At 66.8% G+C, this 25,371-nt stretch carries 24 protein-coding genes and 1 other RNA gene; 16 read left to right on the top strand and 9 right to left on the bottom strand.

Translation table 11 applies throughout. From position 1 onward, the window contains the following. Positions 1-35: 35 nt before the first annotated feature. The 3 genes from ssrS to ACQY72_RS13825 all read right to left on the bottom strand — a co-directional run bounded on the left by ssrS (position 36) and on the right by ACQY72_RS13825 (position 842). Positions 36-198: non-coding RNA, 6S RNA (gene ssrS / locus ACQY72_RS13835), on the bottom strand. Between the two features lie 60 nt (positions 199-258). Then, positions 259-579, bottom strand: a complete 321-nt coding sequence (locus ACQY72_RS13830) for a cell division protein ZapA (RefSeq protein WP_135194907.1) — start codon at positions 577-579, stop codon at positions 259-261. Continuing rightward, the gene (locus ACQY72_RS13825; protein WP_428154256.1) at positions 579-842 is read right to left on the bottom strand and encodes a hypothetical protein; all 264 of its coding nucleotides are present in this window, start codon (positions 840-842) and stop codon (positions 579-581) included. Before ACQY72_RS13825 ends, ACQY72_RS13830 begins: the two co-directional genes overlap by 1 nt. A 94-nt stretch (positions 843-936) precedes the next feature. On the opposite strand from ACQY72_RS13825, the gene tkt reads away from it, so the two are divergent. The 6 genes from tkt to ACQY72_RS13795 all read left to right on the top strand — a co-directional run bounded on the left by tkt (position 937) and on the right by ACQY72_RS13795 (position 8,111). Continuing rightward, on the top strand, positions 937-2,928 hold the full coding sequence (tkt, locus tag ACQY72_RS13820; RefSeq protein WP_428154254.1) for a transketolase: 1,992 nt from the start codon (positions 937-939) through the stop codon (positions 2,926-2,928). A gap of 173 nt (positions 2,929-3,101) precedes the next feature. Continuing rightward, positions 3,102-3,944 (top strand): alpha/beta hydrolase, encoded by an 843-nt coding sequence (locus ACQY72_RS13815; protein WP_428154252.1) that lies wholly within the window; start codon positions 3,102-3,104, stop codon positions 3,942-3,944. Continuing rightward, positions 3,941-4,333 (top strand): VOC family protein, encoded by a 393-nt coding sequence (locus ACQY72_RS13810; protein ID WP_428154251.1) that lies wholly within the window; start codon positions 3,941-3,943, stop codon positions 4,331-4,333. The genes ACQY72_RS13815 and ACQY72_RS13810 overlap by 4 nt, the downstream gene beginning before the upstream one ends. Positions 4,334-4,337: 4 nt before the next feature. Further along, positions 4,338-5,534: a formate-dependent phosphoribosylglycinamide formyltransferase gene (gene purT, locus ACQY72_RS13805; RefSeq protein ID WP_428154249.1), complete on the top strand. Its 1,197-nt coding sequence runs from the start codon at positions 4,338-4,340 to the stop codon at positions 5,532-5,534. Positions 5,535-5,794: 260 nt separating this feature from the next. Beyond that, a complete protein-coding gene (locus ACQY72_RS13800; protein ID WP_428154247.1) occupies positions 5,795-7,882 on the top strand; it encodes a carbon starvation CstA family protein in 2,088 nt (695 codons plus the stop codon). Next, complete coding sequence (locus ACQY72_RS13795) at positions 7,875-8,111, top strand: YbdD/YjiX family protein (protein ID WP_428154245.1); 237 nt, start codon at positions 7,875-7,877, stop codon at positions 8,109-8,111. The genes ACQY72_RS13800 and ACQY72_RS13795 overlap by 8 nt, the downstream gene beginning before the upstream one ends. A gap of 282 nt (positions 8,112-8,393) precedes the next feature. On the opposite strand, the gene ACQY72_RS13790 is transcribed toward ACQY72_RS13795, so the two are convergent. After that, on the bottom strand, positions 8,394-9,587 hold the full coding sequence (locus ACQY72_RS13790) for a S41 family peptidase (RefSeq protein WP_428156715.1): 1,194 nt from the start codon (positions 9,585-9,587) through the stop codon (positions 8,394-8,396). A 125-nt stretch (positions 9,588-9,712) separates the two neighbouring features. Continuing rightward, positions 9,713-10,423 carry an SDR family NAD(P)-dependent oxidoreductase gene (locus ACQY72_RS13785; RefSeq protein WP_428154244.1) on the bottom strand — a complete coding sequence of 237 codons (711 nt, stop codon included), beginning with the start codon at positions 10,421-10,423 and terminating at the stop codon, positions 9,713-9,715. 41 nt (positions 10,424-10,464) lie between these two features. On the opposite strand from ACQY72_RS13785, the gene ACQY72_RS13780 reads away from it, so the two are divergent. Beyond that, complete coding sequence (locus ACQY72_RS13780) at positions 10,465-11,163, top strand: HAD family hydrolase (RefSeq protein WP_428154242.1); 699 nt, start codon at positions 10,465-10,467, stop codon at positions 11,161-11,163. A gap of 52 nt (positions 11,164-11,215) precedes the next feature. Here the strand turns inward: ACQY72_RS13780 and ACQY72_RS13775 are convergent, their stop codons facing one another. Continuing rightward, entirely contained in the window at positions 11,216-14,104 is a 2,889-nt protein-coding gene (locus ACQY72_RS13775; protein ID WP_428154241.1) for a TonB-dependent receptor plug domain-containing protein, read from the bottom strand. A 443-nt stretch (positions 14,105-14,547) separates the two neighbouring features. On the opposite strand from ACQY72_RS13775, the gene ACQY72_RS13770 reads away from it, so the two are divergent. The 3 genes from ACQY72_RS13770 (at position 14,548) to ACQY72_RS13760 (ending at position 18,536) form a co-directional block, all read left to right on the top strand. After that, positions 14,548-14,862: a hypothetical protein gene (locus tag ACQY72_RS13770; RefSeq protein ID WP_236547491.1), complete on the top strand. Its 315-nt coding sequence runs from the start codon at positions 14,548-14,550 to the stop codon at positions 14,860-14,862. Positions 14,863-14,887: 25 nt separating this feature from the next. Then, the gene (gene carB, locus ACQY72_RS13765; RefSeq protein WP_428154239.1) at positions 14,888-18,187 is read left to right on the top strand and encodes a carbamoyl-phosphate synthase large subunit; all 3,300 of its coding nucleotides are present in this window, start codon (positions 14,888-14,890) and stop codon (positions 18,185-18,187) included. Between the two features lie 64 nt (positions 18,188-18,251). Continuing rightward, entirely contained in the window at positions 18,252-18,536 is a 285-nt protein-coding gene (locus ACQY72_RS13760; RefSeq protein ID WP_428154238.1) for a DUF1294 domain-containing protein, read from the top strand. Here ACQY72_RS13760 and ACQY72_RS13755 read toward each other — a convergent pair. After that, positions 18,526-19,809 carry a dicarboxylate/amino acid:cation symporter gene (locus ACQY72_RS13755; protein ID WP_428154236.1) on the bottom strand — a complete coding sequence of 428 codons (1,284 nt, stop codon included), beginning with the start codon at positions 19,807-19,809 and terminating at the stop codon, positions 18,526-18,528. The two genes, ACQY72_RS13760 and ACQY72_RS13755, sit on opposite strands and share 11 nt — an antisense overlap. Before the next feature lie 100 nt (positions 19,810-19,909). On the opposite strand from ACQY72_RS13755, the gene ACQY72_RS13750 reads away from it, so the two are divergent. From ACQY72_RS13750 to ACQY72_RS13730, 5 genes are all read left to right on the top strand, one after another. Then, positions 19,910-20,122: a cysteine protease gene (locus tag ACQY72_RS13750; RefSeq protein WP_428154235.1), complete on the top strand. Its 213-nt coding sequence runs from the start codon at positions 19,910-19,912 to the stop codon at positions 20,120-20,122. A gap of 70 nt (positions 20,123-20,192) precedes the next feature. After that, on the top strand, positions 20,193-20,858 hold the full coding sequence (locus ACQY72_RS13745; protein WP_428154234.1) for a glutathione S-transferase family protein: 666 nt from the start codon (positions 20,193-20,195) through the stop codon (positions 20,856-20,858). A gap of 55 nt (positions 20,859-20,913) precedes the next feature. Continuing rightward, the gene (locus ACQY72_RS13740; RefSeq protein WP_346494834.1) at positions 20,914-21,114 is read left to right on the top strand and encodes a hypothetical protein; all 201 of its coding nucleotides are present in this window, start codon (positions 20,914-20,916) and stop codon (positions 21,112-21,114) included. A gap of 145 nt (positions 21,115-21,259) precedes the next feature. Continuing rightward, a complete protein-coding gene (gene greA, locus ACQY72_RS13735) occupies positions 21,260-21,733 on the top strand; it encodes a transcription elongation factor GreA (protein ID WP_346494833.1) in 474 nt (157 codons plus the stop codon). A 184-nt stretch (positions 21,734-21,917) separates the two neighbouring features. After that, a complete protein-coding gene (locus tag ACQY72_RS13730; RefSeq protein ID WP_428154233.1) occupies positions 21,918-22,889 on the top strand; it encodes a mitochondrial fission ELM1 family protein in 972 nt (323 codons plus the stop codon). A 117-nt stretch (positions 22,890-23,006) separates the two neighbouring features. Here the strand turns inward: ACQY72_RS13730 and ACQY72_RS13725 are convergent, their stop codons facing one another. Further along, positions 23,007-23,303, bottom strand: a complete 297-nt coding sequence (locus ACQY72_RS13725; RefSeq protein WP_428154232.1) for a hypothetical protein — start codon at positions 23,301-23,303, stop codon at positions 23,007-23,009. 69 nt (positions 23,304-23,372) lie between these two features. On the opposite strand from ACQY72_RS13725, the gene trxB reads away from it, so the two are divergent. Further along, a complete protein-coding gene (gene trxB, locus ACQY72_RS13720) occupies positions 23,373-24,380 on the top strand; it encodes a thioredoxin-disulfide reductase (RefSeq protein ID WP_428154231.1) in 1,008 nt (335 codons plus the stop codon). 16 nt (positions 24,381-24,396) lie between these two features. Here the strand turns inward: trxB and ACQY72_RS13715 are convergent, their stop codons facing one another. Continuing rightward, the gene (locus ACQY72_RS13715) at positions 24,397-25,356 is read right to left on the bottom strand and encodes an aldo/keto reductase (RefSeq protein WP_428154230.1); all 960 of its coding nucleotides are present in this window, start codon (positions 25,354-25,356) and stop codon (positions 24,397-24,399) included. Between the last annotated feature and the right edge of the window lie 15 nt (positions 25,357-25,371).

Below are 25,371 nucleotides of genomic sequence, written 5' to 3'. Positions count from 1 at the left end.
CGCGGCGAGCGGTAGCACAAAAAAAGAGAGAGGTTGGCGGCGCCGCAAGAACCGTGAAGGGCGTTTAAATCCTCTCGAACCTGGGTAGCCAGGTGGGCTCCATATGCCCAGGCCCTCGAGCCCGGACAGGGACAGATCCCTTTGAGTGAATTAAGGTCGCGAGGAAATGTATGCCTTCGACGTGGGCCGCAGCAAGACCCGCCGTTGATCAAGATAGGCCCTTGCTCGGCCTTGCGCCAGCCTGCGTCGAATCTTTGATCAGATACCCTGGGCGATCTTTTCGATCCGGGCGGCGACCGCGTTCAGCGCCTCGGCGACGCCGTCCGTCGAGGCCGGGGCCGGGGCCAGGGTGGACGGTCCCGCCTTGCCGCCGTTCAGGCGCGCCTCATGCAGCTCGTCAGCCAGGATCAGGGCGGACATCAGGAACAGCCGCAGGTCGCCGACATGACCCACGTCCTGGGCCACCTGGCGCACCTGGTTGTCGAACTGTTTGGCCAGGATGCGGACCCGCTCTTCCTGCCCGTCGGCGCAACCCACCGCATATGGCCGCCCGTTGACCTCGACCGTCACCGTCGCCATCAGCCGGCCTCGCTTTGCGCCAACACGCCGCGCACGGCCTCTGCCGCGCGGGCCAGGGCGTCGGAGGCCTCGCGTCCTGCGGCCTCCAACTCGGCGACGCGCTGATCGCTGGCCCCCGAATCCGAAGAACGGGGCGCGAACAGGTCGTCGTCCGCAATCGCGGGCGCCGAGGCGGGGCGCGCCTTCAGCTCCAGGATCTTGCGTTCCAGTTCGGCCAGGGCGCGGTCGATACGCGCCCGTGCGGCCGTGGTGGCGTCTGCCATCGGTCGCTCCTTCAAATTGCGTATAGAACCCGAGGACGCGTCGGGGTAAAGCGGCGCGCCCCCTTTTTCCGCCTTCCCAACAGAGGTCTCCACCGTGACCGAAGCCAAAACCGCACCAAAGGCCACGCCCGAGCAGATGGCGAACGCCATCCGCGTCCTCGCCATGGACGGCGTCGAGAAGGCCAAGTCCGGCCACCCCGGCATGCCGATGGGCATGGCCGACGTCGCCACGGTGCTGTTCAGCCGCTTCCTGAAGTTCGACGCGAGCCGCCCCGACTGGGCCGACCGCGACCGCTTCATCCTGTCGGCCGGTCACGGTTCGATGCTGATCTACGCCCTGCTGCACCTGACCGGCTACAAGGCCGCGACCAAGGAAGAACTGTCCAACTTCCGCCAGTGGGGTTCCAAAACCGCAGGCCACCCGGAATACGGTCACATGCCCGGCGTCGAGGTCACCACCGGCCCGCTGGGTCAGGGCCTGGCGACCTCGATCGGCTTTGCGATGGCCGAGCGTCATCTCGCCGCCAAATACGGCGACGACCTGGTCGATCACCGCACCTGGGTCATCGCCGGCGACGGCTGCCTGATGGAAGGCGTGTCGCAGGAAGCCATCGCCCTGGCCGGCCGCTACAAGCTGAACAAGCTGCACGTCCTGTGGGACGACAACGAGATCACCATCGACGGCAAGGTCTCCCTGTCGGACACCACCGACCAGAAGGCCCGCTTCAAGGCCGCCGGCTGGGCGGTCAAGGCCATCGACGGCCACGACATGAACGCCATCAAGGCCGCCATGAAGTGGGCCACGCGTCAGGACAAGCCGACGCTGATCGCCTGCAAGACCAAGATCGGCAAGGGCGCCGCCACCATGGAAGGCAGCCACAAGACCCACGGCGCGGCCCTGGGCGCCGCCGAGATCGCCGCCACCCGCCTGGGCCTGGCCTGGGATCACGAACCCTTCGAAATGCCTCAGACCATCGCCGACGCCTGGCACAAGGTCGGACGTCGCGGATCGAAGGACCGCAAGAAGTGGGAAGCCCGCCTCGCCGCCTCCGGCCAGGCCGCCGACTTCACCCGCGCCATGAAGGGCGACTTGCCCGAGGCCGCCTTCGACGCCCTGAACGCCAAGATCGCCGAACTGATCGAGACCCAGCCGGCCCAGGCCACGCGCCAGTCCTCGGGCGCCGCCCTGGACCAGGTCTTCGCCGCCATCCCCGAACTGGTCGGCGGCTCGGCCGACCTGACCGGCTCGAACAACACCTTCGTCGCCGGCACGCCGATCCTGGACGCGCCGTCGTATGAGGGCCGTTACGTCAACTGGGGCATCCGCGAGTTCGGCATGGCCGCCGCCATGAACGGCCTGGCCCTGCACGGCGGGGTCATCCCCTATGCCGGCACCTTCATGGTCTTCTCGGACTACAGCCGCCCGGCCATCCGTCTGGGCGCCCTGATGGGGGTCCGCGCCATCCACGTCCTGACGCACGACTCCATCGGCCTGGGCGAAGACGGCCCGACGCACCAGCCGGTTGAACACCTGGCCGCCCTGCGCGCCATCCCCAACCTTCTGGTCTTCCGCCCCGCCGACACGGTCGAGGCAATGGAATGCTGGAAGATCGCGCTGGAGACGAAGACCGCCCCCTCGGCCATGGCTCTGTCGCGCCAGAAGACCCCGGCCGTCCGCACCGTCGCCTCGACCGAGAACCTGTCGGCCAAGGGCGCCTATGAGATCAAGGCGGCCTCGGCTGAAGCCAAGGTCACCCTGTTCGGCACCGGCACGGAACTGGCCCTGGCCCTCAAGGCCGCCGAGACCCTTGAATCCGAAGGCGTTCCGACCCGCGTCGTCTCCGTCCCCTGTTTCGAACTGTTCGAGCAGCAGGACGCCGCCTACCAGGCCTCGGTCATCGGTCGCGGCACAGTTCGTGTCGCCGTCGAGGCCGCCATCAAACAGGGCTGGGAAGGCTTCATCGGCGAAGACGGCGCCTTCATCGGCATGACCGGCTTCGGCGCGAGCGCGCCAGCCGAAGTCCTGTACGAGAAGTTCGGCATCACCGCCGAGGCGATCGTCGCGGCGGTCAAGGCGCGGCTTTAAGAACCCGCCCTTCTCCCTGAGGGAGAAGGTGGCCCGAAGGGCCGGATGAGGGGTTACGGTGCTGATCGCGTCGCACAGCGTAGCCCCTCACCCTTTCGCGCAAGAACGACGGCTTCGCCGCCGTGCGCTCAAGCCCTCTCCCAACGGGAGAGGGAAGGCTTGTGGAGATGTCGATGATTTCGGTTCGCGGTCTGCTGCTGAGTATTGGCCTGGCCCTCAGCCTGGCGGTCCCCTTCGCGAAAGCCCAAACGCCGCCCATCGCCGAAACCCCCATCGTGATCGGCCGCTCCTACGCCCTTCCCTCTGCGATTATGGGCGCGACCCGCGAGATCAACGTCTGGCTCCCGCCCGGCTATGCCGACAGCGGCCGGACCTACCCCCTCCTCTATGTGCTGGACGGCGGTCAGGATCAGGACTTTCACCACATCTCGGGCCTCGCCCAGCTCGGGACCGTCGCCGGCACGACCCGGGACGTGATCGTGGTCGGGATCGCCTCGGTCGATCGCCGCAACGAGCTGGCCCTGCCCACCACCGATCCCGACCTGATCGCCCGCTATCCGACCCAGGGCCATTCGGATCGCTTCCGCCGTTTCGTGGCCGAGGAGGTCCAGCCCTTCATCGAAAACCGCTTCCGCACCAGCGGCGAGACCGCGCTGATGGGCGAGTCCCTGGCCGGCCTGTTCGTGGTCGAGACCTTCCTGAAGGAACCCCAGATGTTCGACGCCTATGTCGCCGTCAGCCCCAGCCTGTGGTGGGACGGCGGCGAGCTTGCGCGCCAGTCCGGCGCCCGTCTGCGTGACCAGTCGAACGACCCCCGCACCTTGATCCTGACTCTGGGCGACGAAGGCCCCGAGATGCAGGCCCCGATGGACGTCCTGACCGCCAATCTGCGCGACTACGCCCTGCCCGGCCTGAGCTGGAGCTTCACCCCCCGCCCGACCGAGAGCCACGCCACCATCTATCACGGCGCCGCTCTGGACGCCTTCCGCCACCTCTATGCGGAGCCCGCGAAATGAGCCGTATCGGCGCCGTCAGCCTCTTGGTCCACGACTATGACGCGGCCATCGCCTTCTATGTCGGCAAGCTGGGCTTCGACCTCAGCGAAGACACCGACATGGGCGGCGGCAAACGCTGGGTGCGCGTCACCCCCAAAGGCGGCGAAACCAGCCTGCTGCTGGCCCGCGCCACGACCGACGCCCAGACGGCCCAGGTCGGAAACCAGGCCGGCGGCCGGGTCTGGCTGTTCCTCGAAACCGACGACCTGATCCGCGATCACGCCGCCTGGCTTGCCGCCGGCGTCCACTTCCGCGAAACCCCGCGACATGAGACCTATGGCAAGGTGGTGGTCTTCGAAGACCTCTACGGCAACGCCTGGGACCTGATCGAACCCGCTACCGGAGCCTGACGCCATGAAACTCGGCACCCCGCTTTCCGACACCGCCGTCCGCGTCATGCTGCTGGGCGCGGGCGAACTGGGCAAGGAGGTCGCCATCGAGCTGCAACGCCTCGGCGTCGAGGTCATCGCCGTGGATCGCTATCCCAACGCCCCCGCCATGCAGGTCGCCCACCGCAGCCACGTCATCCCGATGACCGATCCTCAGGTGCTGAACGGCCTGATCCTGGCCGAGGCCCCGCACTTCATCGTGCCCGAGATCGAAGCCATCGCCACCGAGGTCCTGGCCGATATCGAGGCCGCCGGCCTGGCCGTGGTCATCCCCACCGCCCGCGCCGTCCAGTTGACCATGAACCGCGAGGGCATCCGCCGCCTGGCCGCCGAAGAGCTGGGCCTGCCTGCCAGCCCCTACGCATTCGCCGGTTCGGCCGAGGAACTGGCCGCCGGCGCCGAAACCGTCGGCTATCCCTGTTTCGTCAAACCGGTCATGTCCTCGTCCGGCAAGGGGCAATCCTTCGTCGAAAGCCCCGATGAAATCGCCGACGCCTGGACCTACGCCCAAGACAGCGGCCGCGTCGCCGGCGCCCGCGTCATCGTCGAAGGCCGTATCGACTTCGATTTCGAGATCACCCTGCTGACCGTCCGCTCGCGCGCCGCCGACGGCTCGACCCGCACGGATTTCTGCGCCCCCATCGGCCACCGCCAGGTCAAGGGCGACTATGTCGAAAGCTGGCAGCCCCAGGCCATGAGCCCCGCCGCCCTGGCCGCCTCGCAAGACATCGCCGGCAAGGTCACGGACGCCCTGGGCGGTCTCGGCGTCTTCGGCGTCGAACTGTTCGTCAAGGGCGACCAGGTCTGGTTCTCCGAGGTCTCGCCCCGCCCCCACGACACCGGCCTGGTCACCCTGGCCAGCCAGACCATGAGCGAGTTCGCCCTCCACGCCCGCGCCATCATGGGCCTGCCCGTCGACGTGACCCTGCGCGAACCCGCCGCCAGCGCCGTCATCTACGGCGGCATAGAGGCGCAGGGCGTGGCGTTCGAGGGTGTCGCAGAGGCCCTGTCCGTCCCCACCGCCGACCTGCGCCTGTTCGGCAAGCCCGAAGCCTTCGACCGCCGCCGCATGGGCGTCGCCACCGCCCGCGGCGCCGATGTCGAGGAAGCCCGCGAACGCGCGCGCGAAGCGGCCGGGCGGGTGAAGGTGGTTCGGGCTTAGCACCATCGTCTCCTCCCCGCTTTGCGGGGAGGAGGACCGCGCGTAGCGTGGTGGAGGGGCTCTTGAAGTCCCACAGACGCCTGTGATGCGGTGCAGAACCCCTCCGTCACGGTGCGAAGGCGCGCCGCGCCACCTCCCCGCTCCGCAGGGAGGAGACGTCTGATACTGCATTTCTACGACTTTAGTCGATTGGCCTTGTCCCGCATTGTGGTGCAAACCAAGGGCGAGGGCCGCAGTCTGCCGGCCGGGAGGGATCTGTCGTGGGCAAACTCAGCACACCCATAATTTTCGGCGCCATCGCCATACTGGGGGCCGTGTCCCTCGGCATCATCGCCCTGCATCAGGGCGAGAGCATCAGCGCGGTCTGGATGGTGGTCGCCGCCGTCTGCACCTACGCCATCGCCTATCGGTTCTACGCCCGCTTCCTGGCCAACAAGGTGCTGAAGCTGGACCCCGCGCGTCTGACGCCGGCCATGCGCCGCAATGACGGGCTGGACTATGTGCCGACGCCCCGCAACGTCCTGTTCGGCCACCACTTCGCCGCCATCGCCGGCGCGGGGCCGCTGGTCGGGCCGGTGCTGGCCGCACAGATGGGCTATCTGCCCGGCGTGCTGTGGATCCTGGTCGGTGTGGTTCTGGCGGGCGCGGTGCAGGACATGATCGTCCTGTTCATGTCCACGCGTCGCGACGGCAAATCCCTCGGAGATATGATCCGCACCGAAATGGGCACCATCCCCGGCATCATCGCCCAGGTCGGCGTGCTGATGATCATGGTCATCATCCTGGCCGTTCTGGCCCTGGTCGTGGTCAAGGCCCTGGCGGAAAGCCCGTGGGGCACCTTCACCGTCGCCGCCACCATCCCCATCGCCATCTTCATGGGCCTGTACACCCGCTATCTGCGGCCCGGCCGCGTGGGCGAGATCTCGGTCATCGGGGTCGTCCTGCTGATCCTGGCCATCATCGGCGGCGGCCATGTCGCGGCTGATCCGTTCTGGGGTCCGGCCTTCACCCTGACCGGCCCGACCCTGGCCATCCTGATGATGATCTATGGCTTCATCGCCTCGGTCATTCCGGTCTGGCTGCTGCTGGCGCCGCGCGACTATCTGTCGACCTTCCTGAAGATCGGCGCGATCGTGGCCCTGGCCATCGGCATAATCATCGTGCGTCCGCACCTGCAGATGCCGGCCGTCACCCCCTTCATCGACGGCACCGGCCCGGTCTTCGCCGGCGCCCTGTTCCCCTTCCTGTTCATCACCATCGCCTGCGGCGCCGTCTCCGGCTTCCACGCCCTGATCTCGTCGGGCACCACGCCCAAGCTGCTGGAGAACGAGAACCAGATCCCGCTGATCGGCTATGGCGCCATGCTGTGCGAAAGCTTCGTCGCCGTCATGGCCCTGATCGCCGCCACGGTTCTGGACCCGGCGGTCTATTTCGCCATGAACAGCCCGGTCGCCATCATCGGCAACGATGCGGTCTCGGCCGCCGCCGCAGTCGCCCAATGGGGCTTCCACATCACGCCTGGAGAGCTTGAGCAACTGGCCCGCGACGTGGGCGAGAACTCGATCCTGTCTCGCGCGGGCGGCGCCCCGACCCTGGCCGTCGGCATGGCGCACATCCTGTCCAGCGTCATCGGCGGCAAGGCCATGATGGCCTTCTGGTATCACTTCGCCATCCTGTTCGAGGCCCTGTTCATCCTGACCACCGTCGACGCCGGCACCCGCGTCTGCCGCTTCATGATCCAGGACCTGCTGGGCGTCGCCGTGCCCAAGATGCGCGAGACCAAGTCATGGGGCGCCAACGTCGTCGCCACGGCCCTGACGGTCGGTCTGTGGGGGTATTTCCTCTACACCGGCGTGGTCGATCCGCTGGGCGGCATCAACAGCCTGTGGCCCCTGTTCGGCATCGCCAACCAGATGCTGGCCGCCGTCGCCCTGATCCTGGGCACCGTCGTCCTGTTCAAGATGAAGCGCGAGAGATACGCCTGGGTCACGATCGTCCCGGCGATCTGGCTGCTGATCTGCACCCTGACGGCGGGCTTGCAGAAGCTGTTACACCCCGAGGTTCGCATCGGCTTCCTGGCCCACGCCCGCAAGTATCAGGAGGCCCTGGGCGCCGGCGAACTGATCGCCCCGGCCAAGAGCGTCGGCGACATGCACCGGATCATCGTCAACGACTACGTCAACTCGGTCCTGACGGCGGGCTTCCTGTTCGTGGTCGTCACCATGGTGATCTACGGCGTGCTGGCGTGCCGCAAGGCCTACCGCAACAACCGGCCGACCGTGCGCGAATATCCCGAAGCGCACGACCTGACCCCGGCCGACGAAGCGGCGGACATCGCCCGTGCCTAGTCCTCAGACCCAGGACGACCTGCTCTGCCTGTGCCGCGACACCGCCCTGCGGTGGGGTCGCGGCGTCAGGCGCACGGCGGGCGCCATGATCGGCCAGCCGGACTATGACGCCTATGTCGCCCACGCGACGGCGACCCATCCGGATCAGCCGCCTCTGGACAAAACCGCCTTCTTCCGCCTGCACGAACAGCGCCGCTTCGGCGGCGCCGGCGGCTTCAAATGCTGCTGATCTGAAGCATTCGACGGCTGGGTTGGACCGGTCAACTTATCAGCGGAAGTCAGACAAAGCGGTCATCACAGCGGCCACAACGAGGTCTCAACGAACACAACGGAGCGATGCCGGTTCAGAACGTCTCGATGCCTGCGGCGGCGAAGCCGCAGATTGATTGACGGCATGGACATGGGAACAGGAAGTCAACGCGTGTTCGATCACGTCGTGTCCTCGGTGATCTCGTCGTGCCCGTTGTGATGAACGCCTTCCATGCCCGCATCAACTGGGACAAAGACCGCTTTAAAGACCGCTGGCGGGGACATCGGTCCGAGCCCGATCCTCCGCCTGAAGCGCGGCGATAGCGGCCTCCAGCGTGGGGTCGTCGCCCGCGCGACGCTGGGCCACGGTGCGCGGCGCCGCAATGTCCGGCGTCACCCCATGCTTCTCCAGCCGCGTGCCGCCCGAAGTCACAAAGTCCGCCCGACTGAGCGTCAGCTTGCCCCCGTCCGGAAGGTTGGTCTCCTGGGCGATCAGGACCGATCCCCCTGTCTTCTCGCCGACCACGATCCCACGCCGCGCCTCCTGCAGGGCCGCCGGCGTCAGTTCCGCCGCGCTACGACTGCCCTGGTCCACCAGCACCGCGACGTCATTGGCCAAGGGATCGCGTCGGTCGCCACAGTCGCCCGCCGCCCGCAGCACTACCGCCCGGCCGCTGCGTCCCCTCCGCGTGGCCCAGGCCTGATTGGCGGGCAGGAAACAGGTCAGGACAGACTCCGCCTCCATCAAACGACCACCCGGATTGCCGCGCAGGTCCAGCACCACATCGACATCGGCCGGCAAACCTTCCAGCTCGCTGCCCATCCACGCGCCCAGCCCCTTGTCGAACTGCTCGACACGCAGGACCAGCACGCCCGGCCGCGACTTGTCCGCCGTGAACGGCTCGACTGCGTCCATCACGCGCGGCGTCAGGGCGGTCTCGTGCCGCTGGCCTGTCTCGTCCGTCAGGACCAGTCGCACCGGCTGTCCTTCGTGCGTCTCGACATCCGGCCCCCAGGTCCGACCATCGACCGAGTTCAACGACCAGCCCAGCTGCACCCCCGCCTCCTCGGCCGGCGAACCGGGCCGAATGCGTTCGACGGTCCAGTCGTCGGGCGTCTCGCCCCGCATCAGTGTCAGGCCCATCACGGCCCGCCGCGCGAACTGGGCCTCCTGGCGGCGCACGGCGGCCGGGGGGCTGGCGGCGGCATGGCCGTCGTCCAGCAGGTCCAGCATTTCGTTGATGACCCGGTACAGCCCCCGCTCGTCTGTCGCCGCCAGGGCCTGGGGCCGAAACTGCGCCCGCGCCGCGTTCCAGTCCACGCCGTGCAGGGTCGGGTCGTAATAGCCGCGCCGGACCTCGCTCCACACCCGGTCGAACACCCGCTGATTCAGCCGCACGCGGTCTCGCGTCTGCGCCGCCGCTATGGACTGGATGGACAGGGCGCCGGCCGGCATGGCCACGGCCGGGGCGCCTAACGGCAGGCCGAGCAACAAGAGGCTGAAAAGCCGGACGGAAACTCTGACGCGCATGGAGGACATCTGACGCCAGACGCCCCTTTCGCTCAAGTCACGACTGCGCGTTATTCCGCTACCCGCGCCCCGTCCCAGGCGAAGACCCCGCCGCTGTCGGCCGGCGTCAGGCCCGACAGCACCGCCAGCAGCCGCTCGGCGGAATGCTCGGCGGTGAACAGCCGCGTCTCGGCCACCCCCTTCTGGAACGGCGCGCTCAGGCCCGTGTCCACCGTGCCGGGATGCAGGCCGGCGATCACCGCCTGAGGATGGCTGCGCGCCATCTCGATCGCCAGATTGCGCAGGATCATGTTCAGCGCCGCCTTGGACGCGCGATAGGCGTGCCAGCCGCCCATCCGGTTGTCGGAAATCGACCCCACCCGCGCCGACAGGGCCGCGAACACCGCCCGCCGATCCCGCGGCATCAACGGCAGCAGGTGCTTGGCCGCCAGCGCCGGCCCGACCGCATTGATTCGGTAATCCCGCAGCATATGATCGGCATCGAGCTGACGCAGACTGCGTTCCGGCTGAAACCCGTCGTGCAGCACGCCGGTCGCCAGCACGATCAGGGTCGGCGCCGGCCCCTGGCCGATCCGCTCGGCGGCGTGGACCAGCCCAGCCTCGTCCTCCAGATCGGCGGCCAGGCCTTGCGCGCCCGCCACATCCGCGCCCGACCGCGACACGGCCCAGACCGTCTCGAACGCCCCGCCGCTCACGATCCGTTCGACCATCGCCCGGCCGATCCCGCCCGTCGCCCCGATCACCACTGCCGATCCGTTCATCGCGTCTCCCCTCCTCGTTCGTCCCATGATAGGGGCGCGGCATGAGCATCACCACGGTCGGCCTCGATGCCGACGACACCCTCTGGCACAACGAGACGATCTTCCGCCTGACCCATGCGCGGTTCATCGATCTTCTGGCCGACCACGGCGACGAACCGACCATCGAGGCGCGTCTCGCCGAGACCGAACAACGCAACCTGCGCCTCTATGGTTACGGCGTGAAGGGCTTCACCCTGTCGATGATCGAGACGGCGATGGAGCTGACGAACGGCGAGGCCCCGCCCCACGTCGTGCGCGAGATCCTGGCCGCCGGCCGCGAGATGCTGGCCCATCCGGTCGAGACCCTGCCCGGCGTGGACGAGGTCGTCGCCGAACTGTCCGAAAAATACCGCCTGGTCCTGATCACCAAGGGCGACCTGCTGGACCAGGAACGCAAGCTGGCCGCCTCCGGCCTGGGCGAACGGTTCAGCGCCGTCGAGATCGTCTCCGAAAAGGACCGCGCCACCTACGACCGCGTCTTCACCCGCCACGGCACCGGCCCGGCCGAGGCCGTCATGGCCGGCAACTCCATGAAGTCCGACGTCCTTCCCGCCATCGCCGCCGGCGCCTTCGGCGTCCACATCCCTTATCACGTCACCTGGGCCCACGAATTGGCCGACGCCCCGGTGGACGAGCCGCGCTACGTCTCGCTGGCCTGCATCAGCGAACTGCCCGACTGGATCGCAGCCATCGACGCATAGAAAAAGGGCGGCTCTTTCGAGCCGCCCTTTCCATTTCAGGCTTGGCTTGCGCCTAGAAGCGGGCGCGGATGCCGCCGAAGAACTGACGACCATAGAGGTCGTAGGCCGACGATTCGCCGTTGCCGCTCAGGCCGTAAGGCAGGGTGTTGTCGAAGGCGTTCTTGACGCCGCCGAACACTTCGAACCCGCGCGTATAGGGCACGTTGTCGAAGGCGTACCGGACGGTGAAGTCATGGTACATCTGGGCCCGGACGTATGAGGGGAAGACGCGTTCCGGTCCGCTGACGCCCGGGGTCGGGGTGGTTTCGAAACGGGCGACCTCGTCCTGGAAGGCCGCTTCCCAGCTCAGGGACAGCGGACCGTTGACGTAGCCGACGCGCGACTTGAACGACCATTCGGGATTGCCGATCTCGCCTTTGTTGTTGTCGATCTCGTCAGGACGATCGGCGAAGGCGAAGAAGTTCAGCTCTTCGAGATAGTTCGCCGTCAGCTGGGCCGTGATGCGACCGCGCAGGCCGCCGAACATCTGCGGATGATCCTCGGCCAGTTGCTCCAAGTTCTTGGTGTAGGCCACCTCGAAGTCCCAGCCCTTGGTCGTCAGGGCGGCGGCGTTCACGAAGGTCGTGGAGACCGAGTCGATGTTGCCATCGGCGCCGCGCGTGAACAGCGAGCAGAAGTTGCCGTCCAGCCCGCCGCTGGCGTCGTAGCAGTTGTCGATGATGTCCTGAGCGCCGATCAGTGCGATCGCATTATCGATCTGGATATCATAGTAGTCCGCCGTGAAGCTGAAGCCCGGCATCCAACGCGGCTGAAGCACGACGCCCGCCGTCCAGCTTTCCGCTTCTTCGGCGTCCAGGTTGGGGTTGCCGCTGGAAACACCCTCGATCGACGCATTGGTGTTCGAGTTGAAGCCCGTCGGCACGCCCCCTGCGGCGCAGTTGGCGACGCGATCCGGGTCAAGCTGGATGTTGTCGACGTCGCAGGGGTCGGTGACCGAGAAGAAGCCTGCCGTCGCCGGCAGGAAGGCCTCGGTGATGTTCGGCGCACGAACGGCGCGCGAATAGGTGCCACGGAAGGTGATGTCGCGAACCGGCGCATAGACGCCGCCGACCTTCCAGGCCTCTGCGCCGCCGACGGTCGAATAGTCGGCGTAGCGATAGGCGCCGTCGATCGACAGACGATAGGCGAACGGCATGTCGGCCAGCAGCGGCGCGTTGAACTCCAGGAAGCCTTCGGTGACGTCGAATTCGCCGTAGGCGTCAGGCTGCGCCGCCGTTTCCGACAGACCCGACTTCACGAACGGGTCGTTGATGTTCTCGCTGGTTTCCTTGCGGTATTCGAAGCCGCCGGCGAAGGCCAGCGGGCCGCCCGGCAGGTTGAAGAACTTCGAAGTGTCGAAGTTGAACAGGCCCGAGACCACTTCCTGGGTGATGGTGTGGGTGCGGATCGAGTCGTGGCTGACATAGTCGATCGCCGCAGCGCTGTTCTGACGGCCGAACACGTTGAACGGCACGCAGGCGTCGCCGGTCATGCCAGCCGGCGCTTCATAATCCGCACCTTGAGCCGAGGGAACGTTGACGCGGCACTGGATGGAGCCATCCGGCGCACGAACGGCGTCGATGGCGGCGGCGTAGTTGCCGGGGATGGTGTTGCCCGTGCCCTTGAAGGTGTTCTGGGTCTCACCGTAGTTGTACGACAAATCCCAGTTGAAATCGGCCAGGCCGGTCTCGAACTTGCCCTTCAGTCCGGCGACGCCGCGATAGGTCTCGCGGGTGATGTCGGTGGTGCGGACGCCGATGTCCTCGTTGAAGCGGCCGAAGGTGATGTCGCGGCCGGCGACGACGCTGGCGATCTCGGGCGTGATGAAGGCGTTGTCGGCCTCGATCAGGTATTCGCCGAAGGTGAAGGACGGCTGGGCGTAGTCTTCGATCTCCGAACGCACATATTTGGCGTCGACATAGGCCGTGACACTGTCCGTGATGTCGAAACGACCCCGGAAGTTCGCGCCATAGCGGTCCGTCTTGGGCACCAGAACGACATAGTCATCCAGCGAGGCGCAGGTTTCGCAGTCGGCGAACTGGCCGAAGGCGAAGCTGTTTTCACCAAGGCGCGGTTGCTGCGGCACCGGCCGGCCATCACGGGTGAAGGCGCTGATGATCTGTTGAGTATTGGCGTCGAAGATGACGCCGTTCTCGTCCAAGTAGTCCGTCAGCACATTGGGAACCAGGAAACGGTTCGGAATGCCGTCGTTCGGACCGGTGTCGTCAGGGTTCAAGATGGTGCCCCAGTTCTTGATCGCCTTGATGTCGGACGCAAGAACCTGGTCGGAGTGATCATAGAAGGCCGTCGCCGTCAGGTTGAGGCGACCGTCCATGAAGTTGCGGCCATAGACGCCGTTGACCGACCATGCCTTGCCGTCGCCCGACTGGGCGCCGCCGTACTGGGCGGTCATCTCGCCGCCTTCGTAGTCGTCCTTCAGGATGATGTTGACCACGCCGCTGACGGCGTCCGAGCCATAGACGGCCGAGGCGCCGCCGGTGATGACTTCGACACGCTCCACCAGGGCGGCCGGAACGGCGTTGAGGTCGACGGCCGCGCTGCCGGCGTCGCCGCCGACGTGGCGCTTGCCGTCCACCAGGGTCAGGGTGCGCGAGGCACCCAGGCTGCGCAGGTTGGCGAAGTTCAGGCCGCCGTCGGTGCTGAAGCTGTCGGAGTTGCCGCGAACCGTCGCGTTCGCGCTCAGCGCGGGCAGCTGGGCCAGGATGTCGCCCAGGTTCTGCGTGCCGGCGTTATCGATAGCCTCGCGCGACACCGTCGAAACGGGGGTCGGCTGTTCCAGGTTCGGACGCGGAATGCGCGATCCGGTGACCACGATCTCGTCAACCGTGGTGGCTTCCTGATTGACCGGCGTTTGTTGAGCAACGGCGGGAAGCGCGGCCATTAGACCAAATGCCGATAGCATGCTGCCGGCCAGCAAACGAGAACGACGATACGTCAAAACGAGACCTCTCAAAGTCATCAAGCGGCAACCTTGAACAAGCTGCAGCATTAATACTCGCGCGGGGGAACGCGAGTTTGGGTGGCGGACCCTAGAGCCTTTGCATCGCCTCATCCAAGCCCTGAATGTGACCATCAGGCAACATAACGGTCACAAATGATCACTCATAACGATGATCTTTTGATGCGCGCGCTACTTCGTGGCGTCTTTATGTCCACATCGCGCACGAACCCTGGCGATATGGCGCCGCTTGATGTTTCGGGTTGCCCCCTCGCCCCTCCCTCTCTAAACGGGCCGCTTAACCGACAAGCAGACGTGAGCGTCGCAGGGCCAGGCTCTGCGGGGACTTCTCGCGCGCGTAGAGAACGTAAGGACGACGCAGCCCCTTGGACGCCTCGGACATCAGTCATGACGAACGCGACGCCATGGTGCGCGCGGCGCTGGCCGAACAGGGTGACAGCGGCGTGACCCCGCGTCACACGCGATTCTACTTCTATGGCGAAGGCGACCACGGCGACCTGAACGAGGTCGCGCGTCGCGCCGGCTTCCTGACCGGCGGCGCAGACGATTCCACCACACTAGAGACCACCATGGCGGTGGACGAGGCGTCGTTCGCTGCGACCTCCGCCATGATGCAGACCTGGGCCGCAGCGTTTCAGCTGGACTACGACGGCTGGGACTGCGCGGTCGTGACCCATTAGCGTTCAATAAGAAGAAGAGCTGGCGATGCCCAAGCGCACAGACATAAAGTCCATCCTCATCATCGGCGCCGGCCCGATCGTCATCGGCCAGGCGTGCGAGTTCGACTATTCCGGCGTTCAGGCCTGCAAGGCGCTGAAGGCGGAAGGGTATCGGGTCATTCTGGTCAACTCGAACCCCGCCACCATCATGACGGACCCGGAGGTGGCCGACGCCACCTATATCGAGCCGATCACGCCCGAGATGGTCGAGAAGATCATCGCCAAGGAACGCCCCGACGCCCTGCTGCCCACCATGGGCGGCCAGACGGCTCTGAACACCGCCCTGGCCCTGGACGCCTCGGGCGCGCTGAAGAAGTACGGCGTCGAGATGATCGGCGCGAAGGCCGACGTGATCGACAAGGCCGAGGATCGCCAGAAATTCCGCGACGCCATGGACAAGCTGGGTCTGGAATCGCCCCGCTCCAAGGCCGCCCATTCGATGCAAGAGGCGCTGGAGGGGCTGGAGTTCGTCGGCCTGCCCGCCGTCGTCCGCCCATCCTTCACCCTGGCCGGCACCGGCGGCGGCATCGCCTTCAACCGCGAGGAGTTCGAGGAGATCGTGCTGCGCGGCCTGGACCTGTCGCCAACGACCGAAGTCCTGATCGAGGAATCGGTGCTGGGCTGGAAGGAATACGAGATGGAGGTCGTCCGCGACACGGCGGACAACTGCATCATCATCTGCTCCATCGAGAACATCGACCCGATGGGCGTCCACACGGGCGACAGCATCACCGTCGCCCCCGCCCTCACGCTGACCGACAAGGAATATCAGCGGATGCGGACCGGCTCGATCAACGTCCTGCGCGAGATCGGCGTCGAGACCGGCGGATCGAACGTCCAGTGGGCCATCAACCCCGCCGACGGCCGGATGCTGGTGATCGAGATGAACCCGCGCGTGTCGCGCTCGTCCGCGCTGGCGTCCAAGGCCACCGGCTTCCCCATCGCCAAGGTCGCCGCGCGTCTGGCCGTCGGCTACACCCTGGACGAACTGACCAACGACATCACCCAGGTCACGCCGGCGTCGTTCGAGCCGAGCATCGACTATGTCGTCACCAAGATCCCCCGTTTCGCCTTCGAGAAATATCCGGGCTCGGAGCCCCTGCTGGGCACCTCGATGAAGTCGGTGGGCGAGGTCATGGCCATCGGCCGCACCTTCCAGGAATCGATGCAGAAGGCCCTGCGCGGGCTTGAGACCGGCCTGTCCGGCTTCGACGAGATCGAGATCGAAGGCGTGGCCGGAGCGGAGGACGATGCGACTGCACGCGGCGCCGTCGTTCGCGCCCTGGGCATCCCCACCCCCGACCGCATCCGCGTCATCGCCCAGGCCTTCCGCCACGGCCTGACGGTGGAAGAGGTCAACGCCGCCTGTTCCTACGAGCCCTGGTTCCTGCGCCAGATCGCCGACATCGTGCGCGAGGAAGGCCACATCCGGGTCAAGGGCCTGCCGACCGACCCGACCGAGTTCCGCCGCCTGAAGGCCAAGGGCTTCGCCGACGCCCGCCTGGCCCAGCTGACCGGCGCGACCGAAAAGGCCGTCCGCACCGCCCGTCGCGGCCTGAACGTGCGCCCGGTATTCAAGCGGATCGACACCTGCGCGGCCGAGTTCGCGTCGGCCACCGCCTATATGTATTCGACCTATGAGACCGGCGCCCTGGGCCAGATCCCCGAGTGCGAGTCCGAGCCCACGAACAAGAAGAAGGCCATCATCCTGGGCGGCGGTCCGAACCGGATCGGCCAGGGAATCGAGTTCGACTACTGCTGCTGCCACGCGGCCTTCGCCTTCGACGACATCGGCGTCGAAAGCATCATGGTCAACTGCAACCCCGAGACCGTCTCGACCGACTACGACACCTCCGACCGCCTGTATTTCGAGCCGCTGACGGAAGAGGACGTGCTGGAGCTGATCGAGGTCGAGCGTTCGAATGGCGACCTGATCGGCTGCGTCGTCCAGTTCGGCGGCCAGACTCCGCTGAAGCTGGCCCATGCGCTGCAAGAAGACGGCATCCCGGTGCTGGGCACGTCCGTCGACTCCATCGACTTGGCCGAGGACCGCGAGCGCTTCCAGCAGATGCTTGAAGGCATCGGCCTGCGCCAACCGCCCAACGGCCTGGCTCGTTCGGCGGAAGAAGCCGCGCAGAAGGCGGAAGAGGTCGGCTATCCCGTCGTGCTACGCCCGTCCTACGTCCTGGGCGGACGCGGCATGATGATCGTCCATGACCGCGAGCAGCTGGACCGCTACGTCCATGAGGCCATGCGCGTCTCGGGTTCGGACCCCGTCCTGATCGACCACTATCTGAACCGCGCGACCGAGGTGGACGTGGACGCCCTGTGCGACGACGAGACCGTCTTCGTCGCCGGCGTGCTGGAACATATCGAGGAAGCCGGCGTCCACTCGGGCGACAGCGCCTGCTCCATGCCGCCCTGGTCCCTCTCGGCCGAGACGGTGGCCGAGTTGAAGCGCCAGACCACCGAAATGGCCAAGGCCCTGAAGGTGCGCGGCCTGATGAACGTGCAGTTCGCGATTGAAGAGCCGCACAGCGAGAATCCCCGCATCTTCGTGCTGGAGGTCAACCCGCGCGCGTCCCGCACGGCGCCCTTCGTGGCCAAGACCATCGGCCAGCCGATCGCCTCGATCGCCGCCAAAGTCATGGCCGGCGTGCCGCTGAAATCCTTCGGCCTGACGGACAAGCCCTACGACCATATCGCGGTCAAGGAAGCGGTCTTCCCGTTCGCCCGCTTCGCCGGGGTCGACACCATCCTGGGCCCGGAAATGCGTTCGACCGGAGAGGTCATGGGCCTGGACTGGAAGCGTGAAGGCGAGGCCGACATGGCCCCCGCCTTCGCCCGCGCCTTCGCCAAGTCCCAGATCGGCGGCGGCGTCACCCTGCCGACCTCGGGCTGCGCCTTCATCTCGGTCAAGGACGAGGACAAGGCCTTTATCGTCGATGCAGCCAGGACGTTGCTGGCCGAAGGCTTCACCCTGATCGCCACCGGCGGCACCCACAGCTACCTGGTCGAACAGGGGCTGGAGGTCGGCCTGGTCAAGAAGGTGCTGGAGGGCCGTCCGCACATCGTGGACGCCATGAAGAACGGCGAGGTCCACCTGGTCTTCAACACCACCTCGGGCAAGCAATCGCTGCAGGACAGCTTCAGCCTGCGCCGCACCGCCCTGATGATGAAGATCCCCTACTACACCACCACAGCCGGCGCCCTGGCCGCCGCCCAGGCCATCGGCGCCATCAAGGCCGGCGACCTAAATGTCCGCCCGATCCAGGACTACGCCTGACGTTGACGAAATCTCCGGCTTTCGGCCGCACGCTGCGAACGCGTAGCGGCCGAAAGCCAGGGACATGCCGATCTCAAATCTCGACCTCGCCCTGATCGCGATCCTGATCGCCGAAGTCTTGGGCTTCGCCGCCTTCGCTTGGGACAAGCAGAAGGCGCGCGCCGGTCTGTGGCGCACGCCCGAGGCGACCCTGCTTATGTTCGGTCTGATCGGCGGCCTGGGCGCTTGGATGGGTCAGCATCTGCTGCGCCACAAGACGCGCAAGGAGCCGTTCAGGACGCAGTTCGGCCTGGTCGTCGTCGTCCACCTGATCCTGCTGGCGGCCGGCGCCGCCTGGGTCATTCTGTAGCGGGATCGTCCTTGCCCGCCACGATCCGTGTCGCGGCCAGGTCGGCGGTGACGTTGCCGACGGTGCGGAAGATGTCAGGGATGACCTCGACCGCCAGCAACAGCGGCAGCACCCCCAGCGGCAGGCCCATGGCCAGGCAGATGGGGCCGATGGCGGCGAAGAAGCTGACCTGGCCCGGCAGACCGACCGAGGCGATGGACACGGCGATGGCCGTCAGACCGCCCGCGATCAGTACGCCGAGGCTCAGTTCGACCCCGTGCAGCTGCGCCACATAGAGGCAGACCGCCAGGTTCGCGACCGGACTGGTGATGCGGAACACCGCCACCGCCAGCGGCAGGACCAGACCCGCCGAGGCCTGGGGCACGCCGAGCCAGTCGCGCGCCCGCTCGATCATGACCGGCAGGCTGGCGAGCGAAGACTGGGTCGAGACGGCGACGACCTGGGCCGGGGCCACGGCGCGGGCGAACCGGGCCAGCGAAATCCGTCCCCAGACGATGGCGACGACATAGATGATCAGGATCAGGCCGATCTGGCTGAGGCAGACGATGGCGACATAGTGGGCCAGCGTTCCCGCCACCCCCAGCCCGGCTCGCAGGCCGACGCCCAACGCCAGGGCGAACACGCCGAACGGCGCGGCCAGCAGCACCCAGTGGACGATCACCACCATGGTCTCGGCCACCGCCTCGAAGAAGCCCGCCAGCGGCCGGCGCAGCTCCGTCTTGATCCGGGTCGCGGCGAAACCGAAGGCGACGGCGAACACCACGACCGCCAGCACGCCGTCATCGGCCGCCGCCTTGATCACATTGGCGGGCGCCAGACTGGCCAGGAAGGCGCGCAGGCCGTCGGTGCGCGCCGCCTCGCCCACGGTCGCCAGCGAATCGGTCGTCACCCCCGCCAGCAGCCCCCTGCCCGCCTCCGGGTCGATGGGCCAGACCGCCAGCAGGCCCAGCCCCGCCAGGATCGCATAGACAGTGGCCCCGATCAGCAGCACGCCGAACACCACCAGCGACCGCACAGCGATCCGCCCCGTCGCGGCGGCGTCGGCGATGGAGACGATGCCGGTCACAAGCAGGCTGAACACCAAGGGGATGACGGTCATGCGCAGCGCATTCAGCCAGACCTGGCCCAGGCTTTCGACCACCCCCAGCGCCCCGGTCAGCCAGGCCGCATGCGCCCCCTGGGCCAAGGCCCCCACGAGCACGCCCGCGACGAGCGCGGCGATGACGAAGAAGCTGAGCGAGGTGAAGAAGGCGGCGAAGCGAGAACGTGTCATGCGACAGGGCTAGCACTGCTTTTCGCATCGCGCGAACACTGTCGTCGCAGGTCGAAACGCGATGTCGTCCCGCGCGTTGGGTCGGGGAAGGAGATCAACCATGTCCCGTCTGCACAAACTCGTTCCCATCCTCGGCGGCCTGCTGCTGTCCAAGGGCGGTCGCCGCGTCGCCGGCCGCCACGCCGGCAAGCTGGCCTTGGCCACCCTAGCCTATGAGGTCTGGCGCAATCGTCGCGAAGGCGGAAAGCCCCAGGTCACGCCAAAACCTACGCCCGAGCCACGCGCGCGCTGGAGCGGTCGTCGCCCGCGATAGCGCTCGACTTCCCCCTCGACTTCTGGGGCGGCGATGCGAATAGTCGCGCCTCGCCGCCTGGAGCCGACCCATGATCAAAGTCCATCACCTGAACGACAGCCGTTCCCAGCGCGTCCTGTGGCTGCTGGAAGAGTTGGGGCTGGACTATGAGGTCGTCCGCTATGAGCGAAACGCCGGCAACCGCCTGGCCCCGCCCGAGCTGCTGGCCATCCACCCCCTGGGCAAGTCGCCGGTGATCGAGGACGGCGGGGTCAAGGTCGCCGAGACCGGGGCGATCGTCGAATATCTGCTGGATGCCTACGGCCAGGGTCGGCTGCGGCCGGCGGCGGGGACCGAGGACGGTCGCCGCTTCACCTACTGGCTGCACTATGCCGAAGGGTCAGCCATGCCGCCCCTGCTGCTGAAACTGGTGTTCGGCATGCTGCCACGCCGCGCGCCGGCCCTGCTCAAGCCCTTGGTCAAGAGCATCGCCTCCAAGGCCCTGACCAGCTTCGTCGATCCGCAGCTCAAGACCCACATCGGCTTCTGGGAGGATGAACTCGGCCGGTCCGAATGGTTCGCGGGCGATCAGTTCACCGCCGCCGACATCATGATGAGCTTCCCCGTCGAGGCCGGCGCCGACCGCGCATTCGACGCCGCGACGAAACCCCGCCTGAAAGCCTTCCTGGCCCGCATCCATGCCCGCCCCGCCTATCAGCGCGCCCTGGAGCGCGGCGGCCCTTACAGCTACGCGTGATCGGATCGTGATCCAGGGCGACGCAACCCGGCGTCGTCCAGCACGTTGATAGGCCATGCGCCTTCAAACCATTCAGATCGTGGCCGGACTTGCAGCGGCCGTCGCCTTCATCCTGGCCTTCATGGCTGCAGGAGCCGCCCTTGTCTCGGGCCTGTTCATGCTGGCCGGCCTCGCCGCCGTCGCTTGGCTGGCCTACAGCCTGATCAAGGGCGTCCTGCGCCGCGATCCCAAGTCCGAACCGCCCGCGCGAGCCTGATGTTTCATCGGCTCGGGGCCCCGCTCTTGAAATCTTGAGCGGGAAACCCTAGTATTGATGCCCGGCCGCGCCCGCCCCGCGGCCTTTTGTATGCTTACTTCGCGTCTTTCCAGTCTCCGGGCGAACCAGAAAAATCACGACACCAATGGAAAAAGTGCCGATGACGGGCGAGGGCTACCGTGTCCTCGACGATCAACTAAAGCAATTGAAGTCGGTCGAAAGGCCGAGCGTCATCGCGGCCATCTCCGAGGCCCGCGAACATGGCGACCTGTCTGAAAACGCCGAATACCATGCCGCCAAGGAGCGGCAGGGTTGGATCGAAGGCCAGATCGCGGACATCGAGGACAAGATCAGCCGCGCCCAGGTCATCGACGTGTCGAAACTGTCGGGCAGCCAGGTCAAGTTCGGCGCCACGGTCACCGTGGTCGATGAGGACACCGAGGACGAGGCGCGCTACCAGATCGTCGGCGAGCACGAAGCCGACGTGAAGAAGGGCAAGGTCTCCATCGCCTCGCCCATCGCCCGCGCCATGATCTCCAAGGAGGTCGGCGACGTCGTCGAGGTCAACACCCCCGGCGGTGTGAAGGCCTACGAAATCCTCAAGGTCGAGTGGAAGTAAGCCAAACCTCGCACGACCTTCTCCCTCCCCGCTCCGGGGAGGGTCGTCGCACAGCGACGGGGTGGGGGCGGCCCGGCAGGGACGCACTGTCTGAAACAAGTAAGGTCCGTGGGGTTTCGCTCTGCCCTCCCCACCCGACCTCGCTCCGCTCGGCCACCCTCCCCCGCTGGGGGAGGGAGAGCAGATGACGCCACCCCTCTCCATCTGGGTCGTCTCCGACGGCCGCGCCGGCATCGAGAACCAGGCGCTCGGCCTCGCCGAGGCCGTTCAGCGCCTGACCCCGGCCGAGATCGCGATCAAACATGTTCGCTGGCGGCCGCTGTTCGACCGCCTGCCGTCGGCGTTGAAGACCCCGACCATGCTGGCGTCCGCTTCCGACGCCCTAACAGCACCGTGGCCTAATCTGTGGATCGCCACCGGCCGCGCGACCCTGCCCCTCTCGACCCGCATCAAAGGCTGGAGCGACGGCAAGACCTTCGTCGTCCAGACCCAGGATCCGCGCTGGGCCAACGACCGTTACGACCTGATCGTGGCCCCCGCCCATGACGAACTGTCCGGCGACAATGTCTTCGAGATCACCGGCTCCCCCCACCGCATCACGCCGCAGAGGATCGCCGAAGCTGCGCCCGCATTCGCCGACCGGATCGCACCCCTGCCCCACCCGCGCGTCGCCGTGCTGATCGGCGGCAAGTCCAGGGCCTTCGACCTGCCCGAGGCCCATGCGGCGGACCTGGCCGATCAGATCGCGGACGCCGTGCGAGCGTCGGGCGGTTCGTTGATGCTGACCTTCTCGCGCCGCACGCCTGACGCGGCCAAGGCGGCCATGACCGCCCGCCTGTCGAAACTGCCCGGCTGGATCTGGGACGGGACCGGAGAGAACCCCCTGTTCGGCTTCCTGCATTTCGCCGACCACGTGCTGGTCACCGAGGACAGCGCCAACATGGCCGCCGAGGCCGCCTCGACCGGTAAGCCCGTCCATGTCCTGCCGATGATCCCGCTGAAGTCCGGCGACAAGTTCGCCCGCCTGCACGACGACCTGCAATCACGCGGCGCGACACGCCCGTTCGACGGCACACTGGACAACTGGACCTACGATCCCCTGGCCGAGACCGATCGCGCGGCGCGGGCTGTGCTGGAAGCGATGCGGGCGCGTTAGCCCACGTCCAATCCTGACGCAGGCATGACCTAGCGTTCATCCATGGCTTTGGAGGCGCATTAAGAATGGCTCGCAAAAATCTGCACTAAAGTGCACTCAAAAAAATTACAGTGGCGTTCAGTCGCCCCCGCCGCCGCCATCCCCGCCGCCGTCCGAGCCGCCGTCATGGCCGCTCTGATGATGCGTGTCCGACGTCGGCATGACCCCGCCGCCACCATCCGACCCGTCGCCATTCTTCGTGGGCTTGGCCTTGGCGTTCACCGCGCCCATCAGCGCCACGCCCAGGCCCGACCCGATGGCCGTGCCCAGGGCGAGACCCAGGCCGATGTTGTCCAGCGCGACGCCCAGCGCCACCCCCATCGACACGCCCATGCCGACTCCGATCGGCAAAAAGGCTGCACCCTTGTCGCTCATCCCCATCTCCCCTTCTCGTCAGGCGAGACTAGCATCGCGCAAACGGGAATCACTGACTAAATAGGCGTCATGACCCAAGCTCGTACCGTTCGCGTCGCCATCATCGGTTCCGGCCCCGCCGGCTGGACCGCCGCCATCTACGCCGCCCGCGCCTCGCTGAACCCCGTCGTCATCGCCGGCATCCAGCCCGGCGGCCAGCTGACCATCACCACCGACGTCGAGAACTATCCCGGCTTCGCCGACACCATCCAGGGCCCGTGGCTGATGGAGCAGATGCAGGCCCAGGCCCTGCATGTCGGGACCGAGGTCATCCACGACATCGTCGTTTCCGCCGACCTGTCGCAGCGCCCGTTCCGGCTGAAGCTGGACGGCGGCGACGAGATCCTGGCCGAGACCATCATCATCTCCACCGGCGCCCAGGCCAAATGGCTGGGTCTAGAGAGCGAGGCCGCCTACCAGGGCTTCGGCGTCTCGGCCTGCGCCACCTGCGACGGCTTCTTCTATCGCGGCAAGGACGTCGTGGTCGTCGGCGGCGGCAACACCGCCGTCGAAGAGGCGCTGTTCCTGACCAACTTCGCCTCCAAGGTCACGGTCATCCACCGCAAGGACGAGTTCCGCGCCGAGAAGATCCTGCAGGACCGCCTGTTCGCCCACCCCAAGATCGAGGTGATCTGGAACGTGGCGGTCGAGGAGGTCGTCGGTGTGGTGGACGGCATCGCCAGGAACGTGACTGGCGTGCGGCTGAAGAACGTGCAGGACGGCTCGACACGGGAGATCCCTGCCGACGGCGTCTTCATCGCCATCGGCCACGCCCCGTCGTCGGAACTGTTCAAAGGCCAGTTGGAGACCAACTCCGGCGGCTATCTGCGGGTCACGCCCGGCACGGCCGCCACCGCCATCGAGGGCGTCTGGGCCGCCGGCGACGTGACCGACGACGTCTATCGCCAGGCCGTAACCGCCGCCGGCATGGGCTGCATGGCCGCTCTGGAAGTCAGCCGCTTCCTCGCCGAGGAAGACCACGCCAAGGCCCACAACCCCATCAGCCACGCCGAGGCGGAGAAGATCGGGGTTTGGTGACCCCGATTCGTTGGCATCAGTAAGCCGACGCCTCCGTCAGCTCCGCCACATCCTCGTCCGACAGCGTCAGGGTCGCCGCCTTCAGCGTGTCGGCCAGTTGCTCGGTCGAGGTCGCGCTGACGATCGGCGCCGTCACCCCCGGCTGGGCCAGCAGCCAGGCCAGGGCCACCTGGGCGGAGGTCGCCTCGTTCTTTTGGGCCACGGCGTCCAGCACCGCTAGGATGCGCACGCCGCGCTCGTCGAACTTGTCCTTCAGCATCCCCTCGCGCTTGGTCCCGGCGATCTGATCGGCGGTCTTGTATTTGCCGGTCAGGAAACCGCTCTCCAGGCTGAAATAGGTGATGACGCCCAGCCCTTTCGAGACCGCCAGGTCCTGCAATCCGCCCTCGAAGGTGTCGCGGCTGTAGAGGTTGTAGTGCGGCTGGATCGTCGCATAGGCAGCCAGGCCTTCGCGTTCGGAAATGGCCAAGGCCTCGCTCACCTGTTCGGCCGAATGGTTCGACGTGCCGATGGCCCGCACCTTGCCGGCCTTCACCAGCTTGTCGAGCGTGCGCAGCGTCTCTTCCTGCGGCGTCTTTGGGTCGGGCCAGTGGGTCTGATAGAGGTCGATATAGTCGGTCTGGAGCCGGCGCAGCGACGCCTCGACCGCCGTCTCGATCCAGCCTGGCGACAGGTCGTTGTGACCCTGCCCCATGTCCGATCCGACCTTGGTCAGGATCTTGACGTCGTCGCGTCGCCCGCGCGCCTTCAACCACTTGCCGATGATAATCTCGCTCTCGCCGCCCGAATGGCCTGGCACCCAGCGGGAATAGGCGTCGGCGGTGTCGATGGCGTCGAACCCGGCCTCGACGAACCCGTCCAGCAGGGCGAACGACGTCGCCTCTTCGGCCGTCCAGCCGAAGACGTTGCCGCCGAACACCAAGGGGGCAATATCCAGGGCGCTGGAGCCGAGCTTGCGTTTGGTCAGGGTCGTCATGGGGGAGGTCTCCTT

It is taken from the genome of Brevundimonas sp., from assembly GCF_965279155.1.
GTDB lineage: Bacteria > Pseudomonadota > Alphaproteobacteria > Caulobacterales > Caulobacteraceae > Brevundimonas.
Note: the sequence above shows the minus strand (reverse complement) of the source record. Positions and strands in the feature narration are given on the sequence as shown.

Excerpts from the sequence above, each read along its gene's own strand:
- ACQY72_RS13725 (WP_428154232.1), bottom strand. The coding sequence starts at position 23,303 with ATGAGCGACAAGGGTGCAGCCTTTTTGCCGATCGGAGTCGGCATGGGC.
- greA (WP_346494833.1), top strand. The coding sequence starts at position 21,260 with ATGGAAAAAGTGCCGATGACGGGCGAGGGCTACCGTGTCCTCGACGAT.
- ACQY72_RS13745 (WP_428154234.1), top strand. The coding sequence starts at position 20,193 with ATGATCAAAGTCCATCACCTGAACGACAGCCGTTCCCAGCGCGTCCTG.
- ACQY72_RS13730 (WP_428154233.1), top strand. The coding sequence starts at position 21,918 with ATGACGCCACCCCTCTCCATCTGGGTCGTCTCCGACGGCCGCGCCGGC.
- trxB (WP_428154231.1), top strand. The coding sequence starts at position 23,373 with ATGACCCAAGCTCGTACCGTTCGCGTCGCCATCATCGGTTCCGGCCCC.
- ACQY72_RS13780 (WP_428154242.1), top strand. The coding sequence starts at position 10,465 with ATGAGCATCACCACGGTCGGCCTCGATGCCGACGACACCCTCTGGCAC.
- ACQY72_RS13790 (WP_428156715.1), bottom strand. The coding sequence starts at position 9,587 with ATGCCGGCCGGCGCCCTGTCCATCCAGTCCATAGCGGCGGCGCAGACG.
- ACQY72_RS13750 (WP_428154235.1), top strand. The coding sequence starts at position 19,910 with ATGTCCCGTCTGCACAAACTCGTTCCCATCCTCGGCGGCCTGCTGCTG.
- ACQY72_RS13825 (WP_428154256.1), bottom strand. The coding sequence starts at position 842 with ATGGCAGACGCCACCACGGCCGCACGGGCGCGTATCGACCGCGCCCTG.
- ACQY72_RS13815 (WP_428154252.1), top strand. The coding sequence starts at position 3,102 with ATGATTTCGGTTCGCGGTCTGCTGCTGAGTATTGGCCTGGCCCTCAGC.
- ACQY72_RS13775 (WP_428154241.1), bottom strand. The coding sequence starts at position 14,104 with ATGGCCGCGCTTCCCGCCGTTGCTCAACAAACGCCGGTCAATCAGGAA.
- ACQY72_RS13830 (WP_135194907.1), bottom strand. The coding sequence starts at position 579 with ATGGCGACGGTGACGGTCGAGGTCAACGGGCGGCCATATGCGGTGGGT.
- ACQY72_RS13755 (WP_428154236.1), bottom strand. The coding sequence starts at position 19,809 with ATGACACGTTCTCGCTTCGCCGCCTTCTTCACCTCGCTCAGCTTCTTC.
- ACQY72_RS13740 (WP_346494834.1), top strand. The coding sequence starts at position 20,914 with ATGCGCCTTCAAACCATTCAGATCGTGGCCGGACTTGCAGCGGCCGTC.
- ACQY72_RS13810 (WP_428154251.1), top strand. The coding sequence starts at position 3,941 with ATGAGCCGTATCGGCGCCGTCAGCCTCTTGGTCCACGACTATGACGCG.
- ACQY72_RS13760 (WP_428154238.1), top strand. The coding sequence starts at position 18,252 with ATGCCGATCTCAAATCTCGACCTCGCCCTGATCGCGATCCTGATCGCC.
- purT (WP_428154249.1), top strand. The coding sequence starts at position 4,338 with ATGAAACTCGGCACCCCGCTTTCCGACACCGCCGTCCGCGTCATGCTG.
- carB (WP_428154239.1), top strand. The coding sequence starts at position 14,888 with ATGCCCAAGCGCACAGACATAAAGTCCATCCTCATCATCGGCGCCGGC.
- ACQY72_RS13785 (WP_428154244.1), bottom strand. The coding sequence starts at position 10,423 with ATGAACGGATCGGCAGTGGTGATCGGGGCGACGGGCGGGATCGGCCGG.
- ACQY72_RS13715 (WP_428154230.1), bottom strand. The coding sequence starts at position 25,356 with ATGACGACCCTGACCAAACGCAAGCTCGGCTCCAGCGCCCTGGATATT.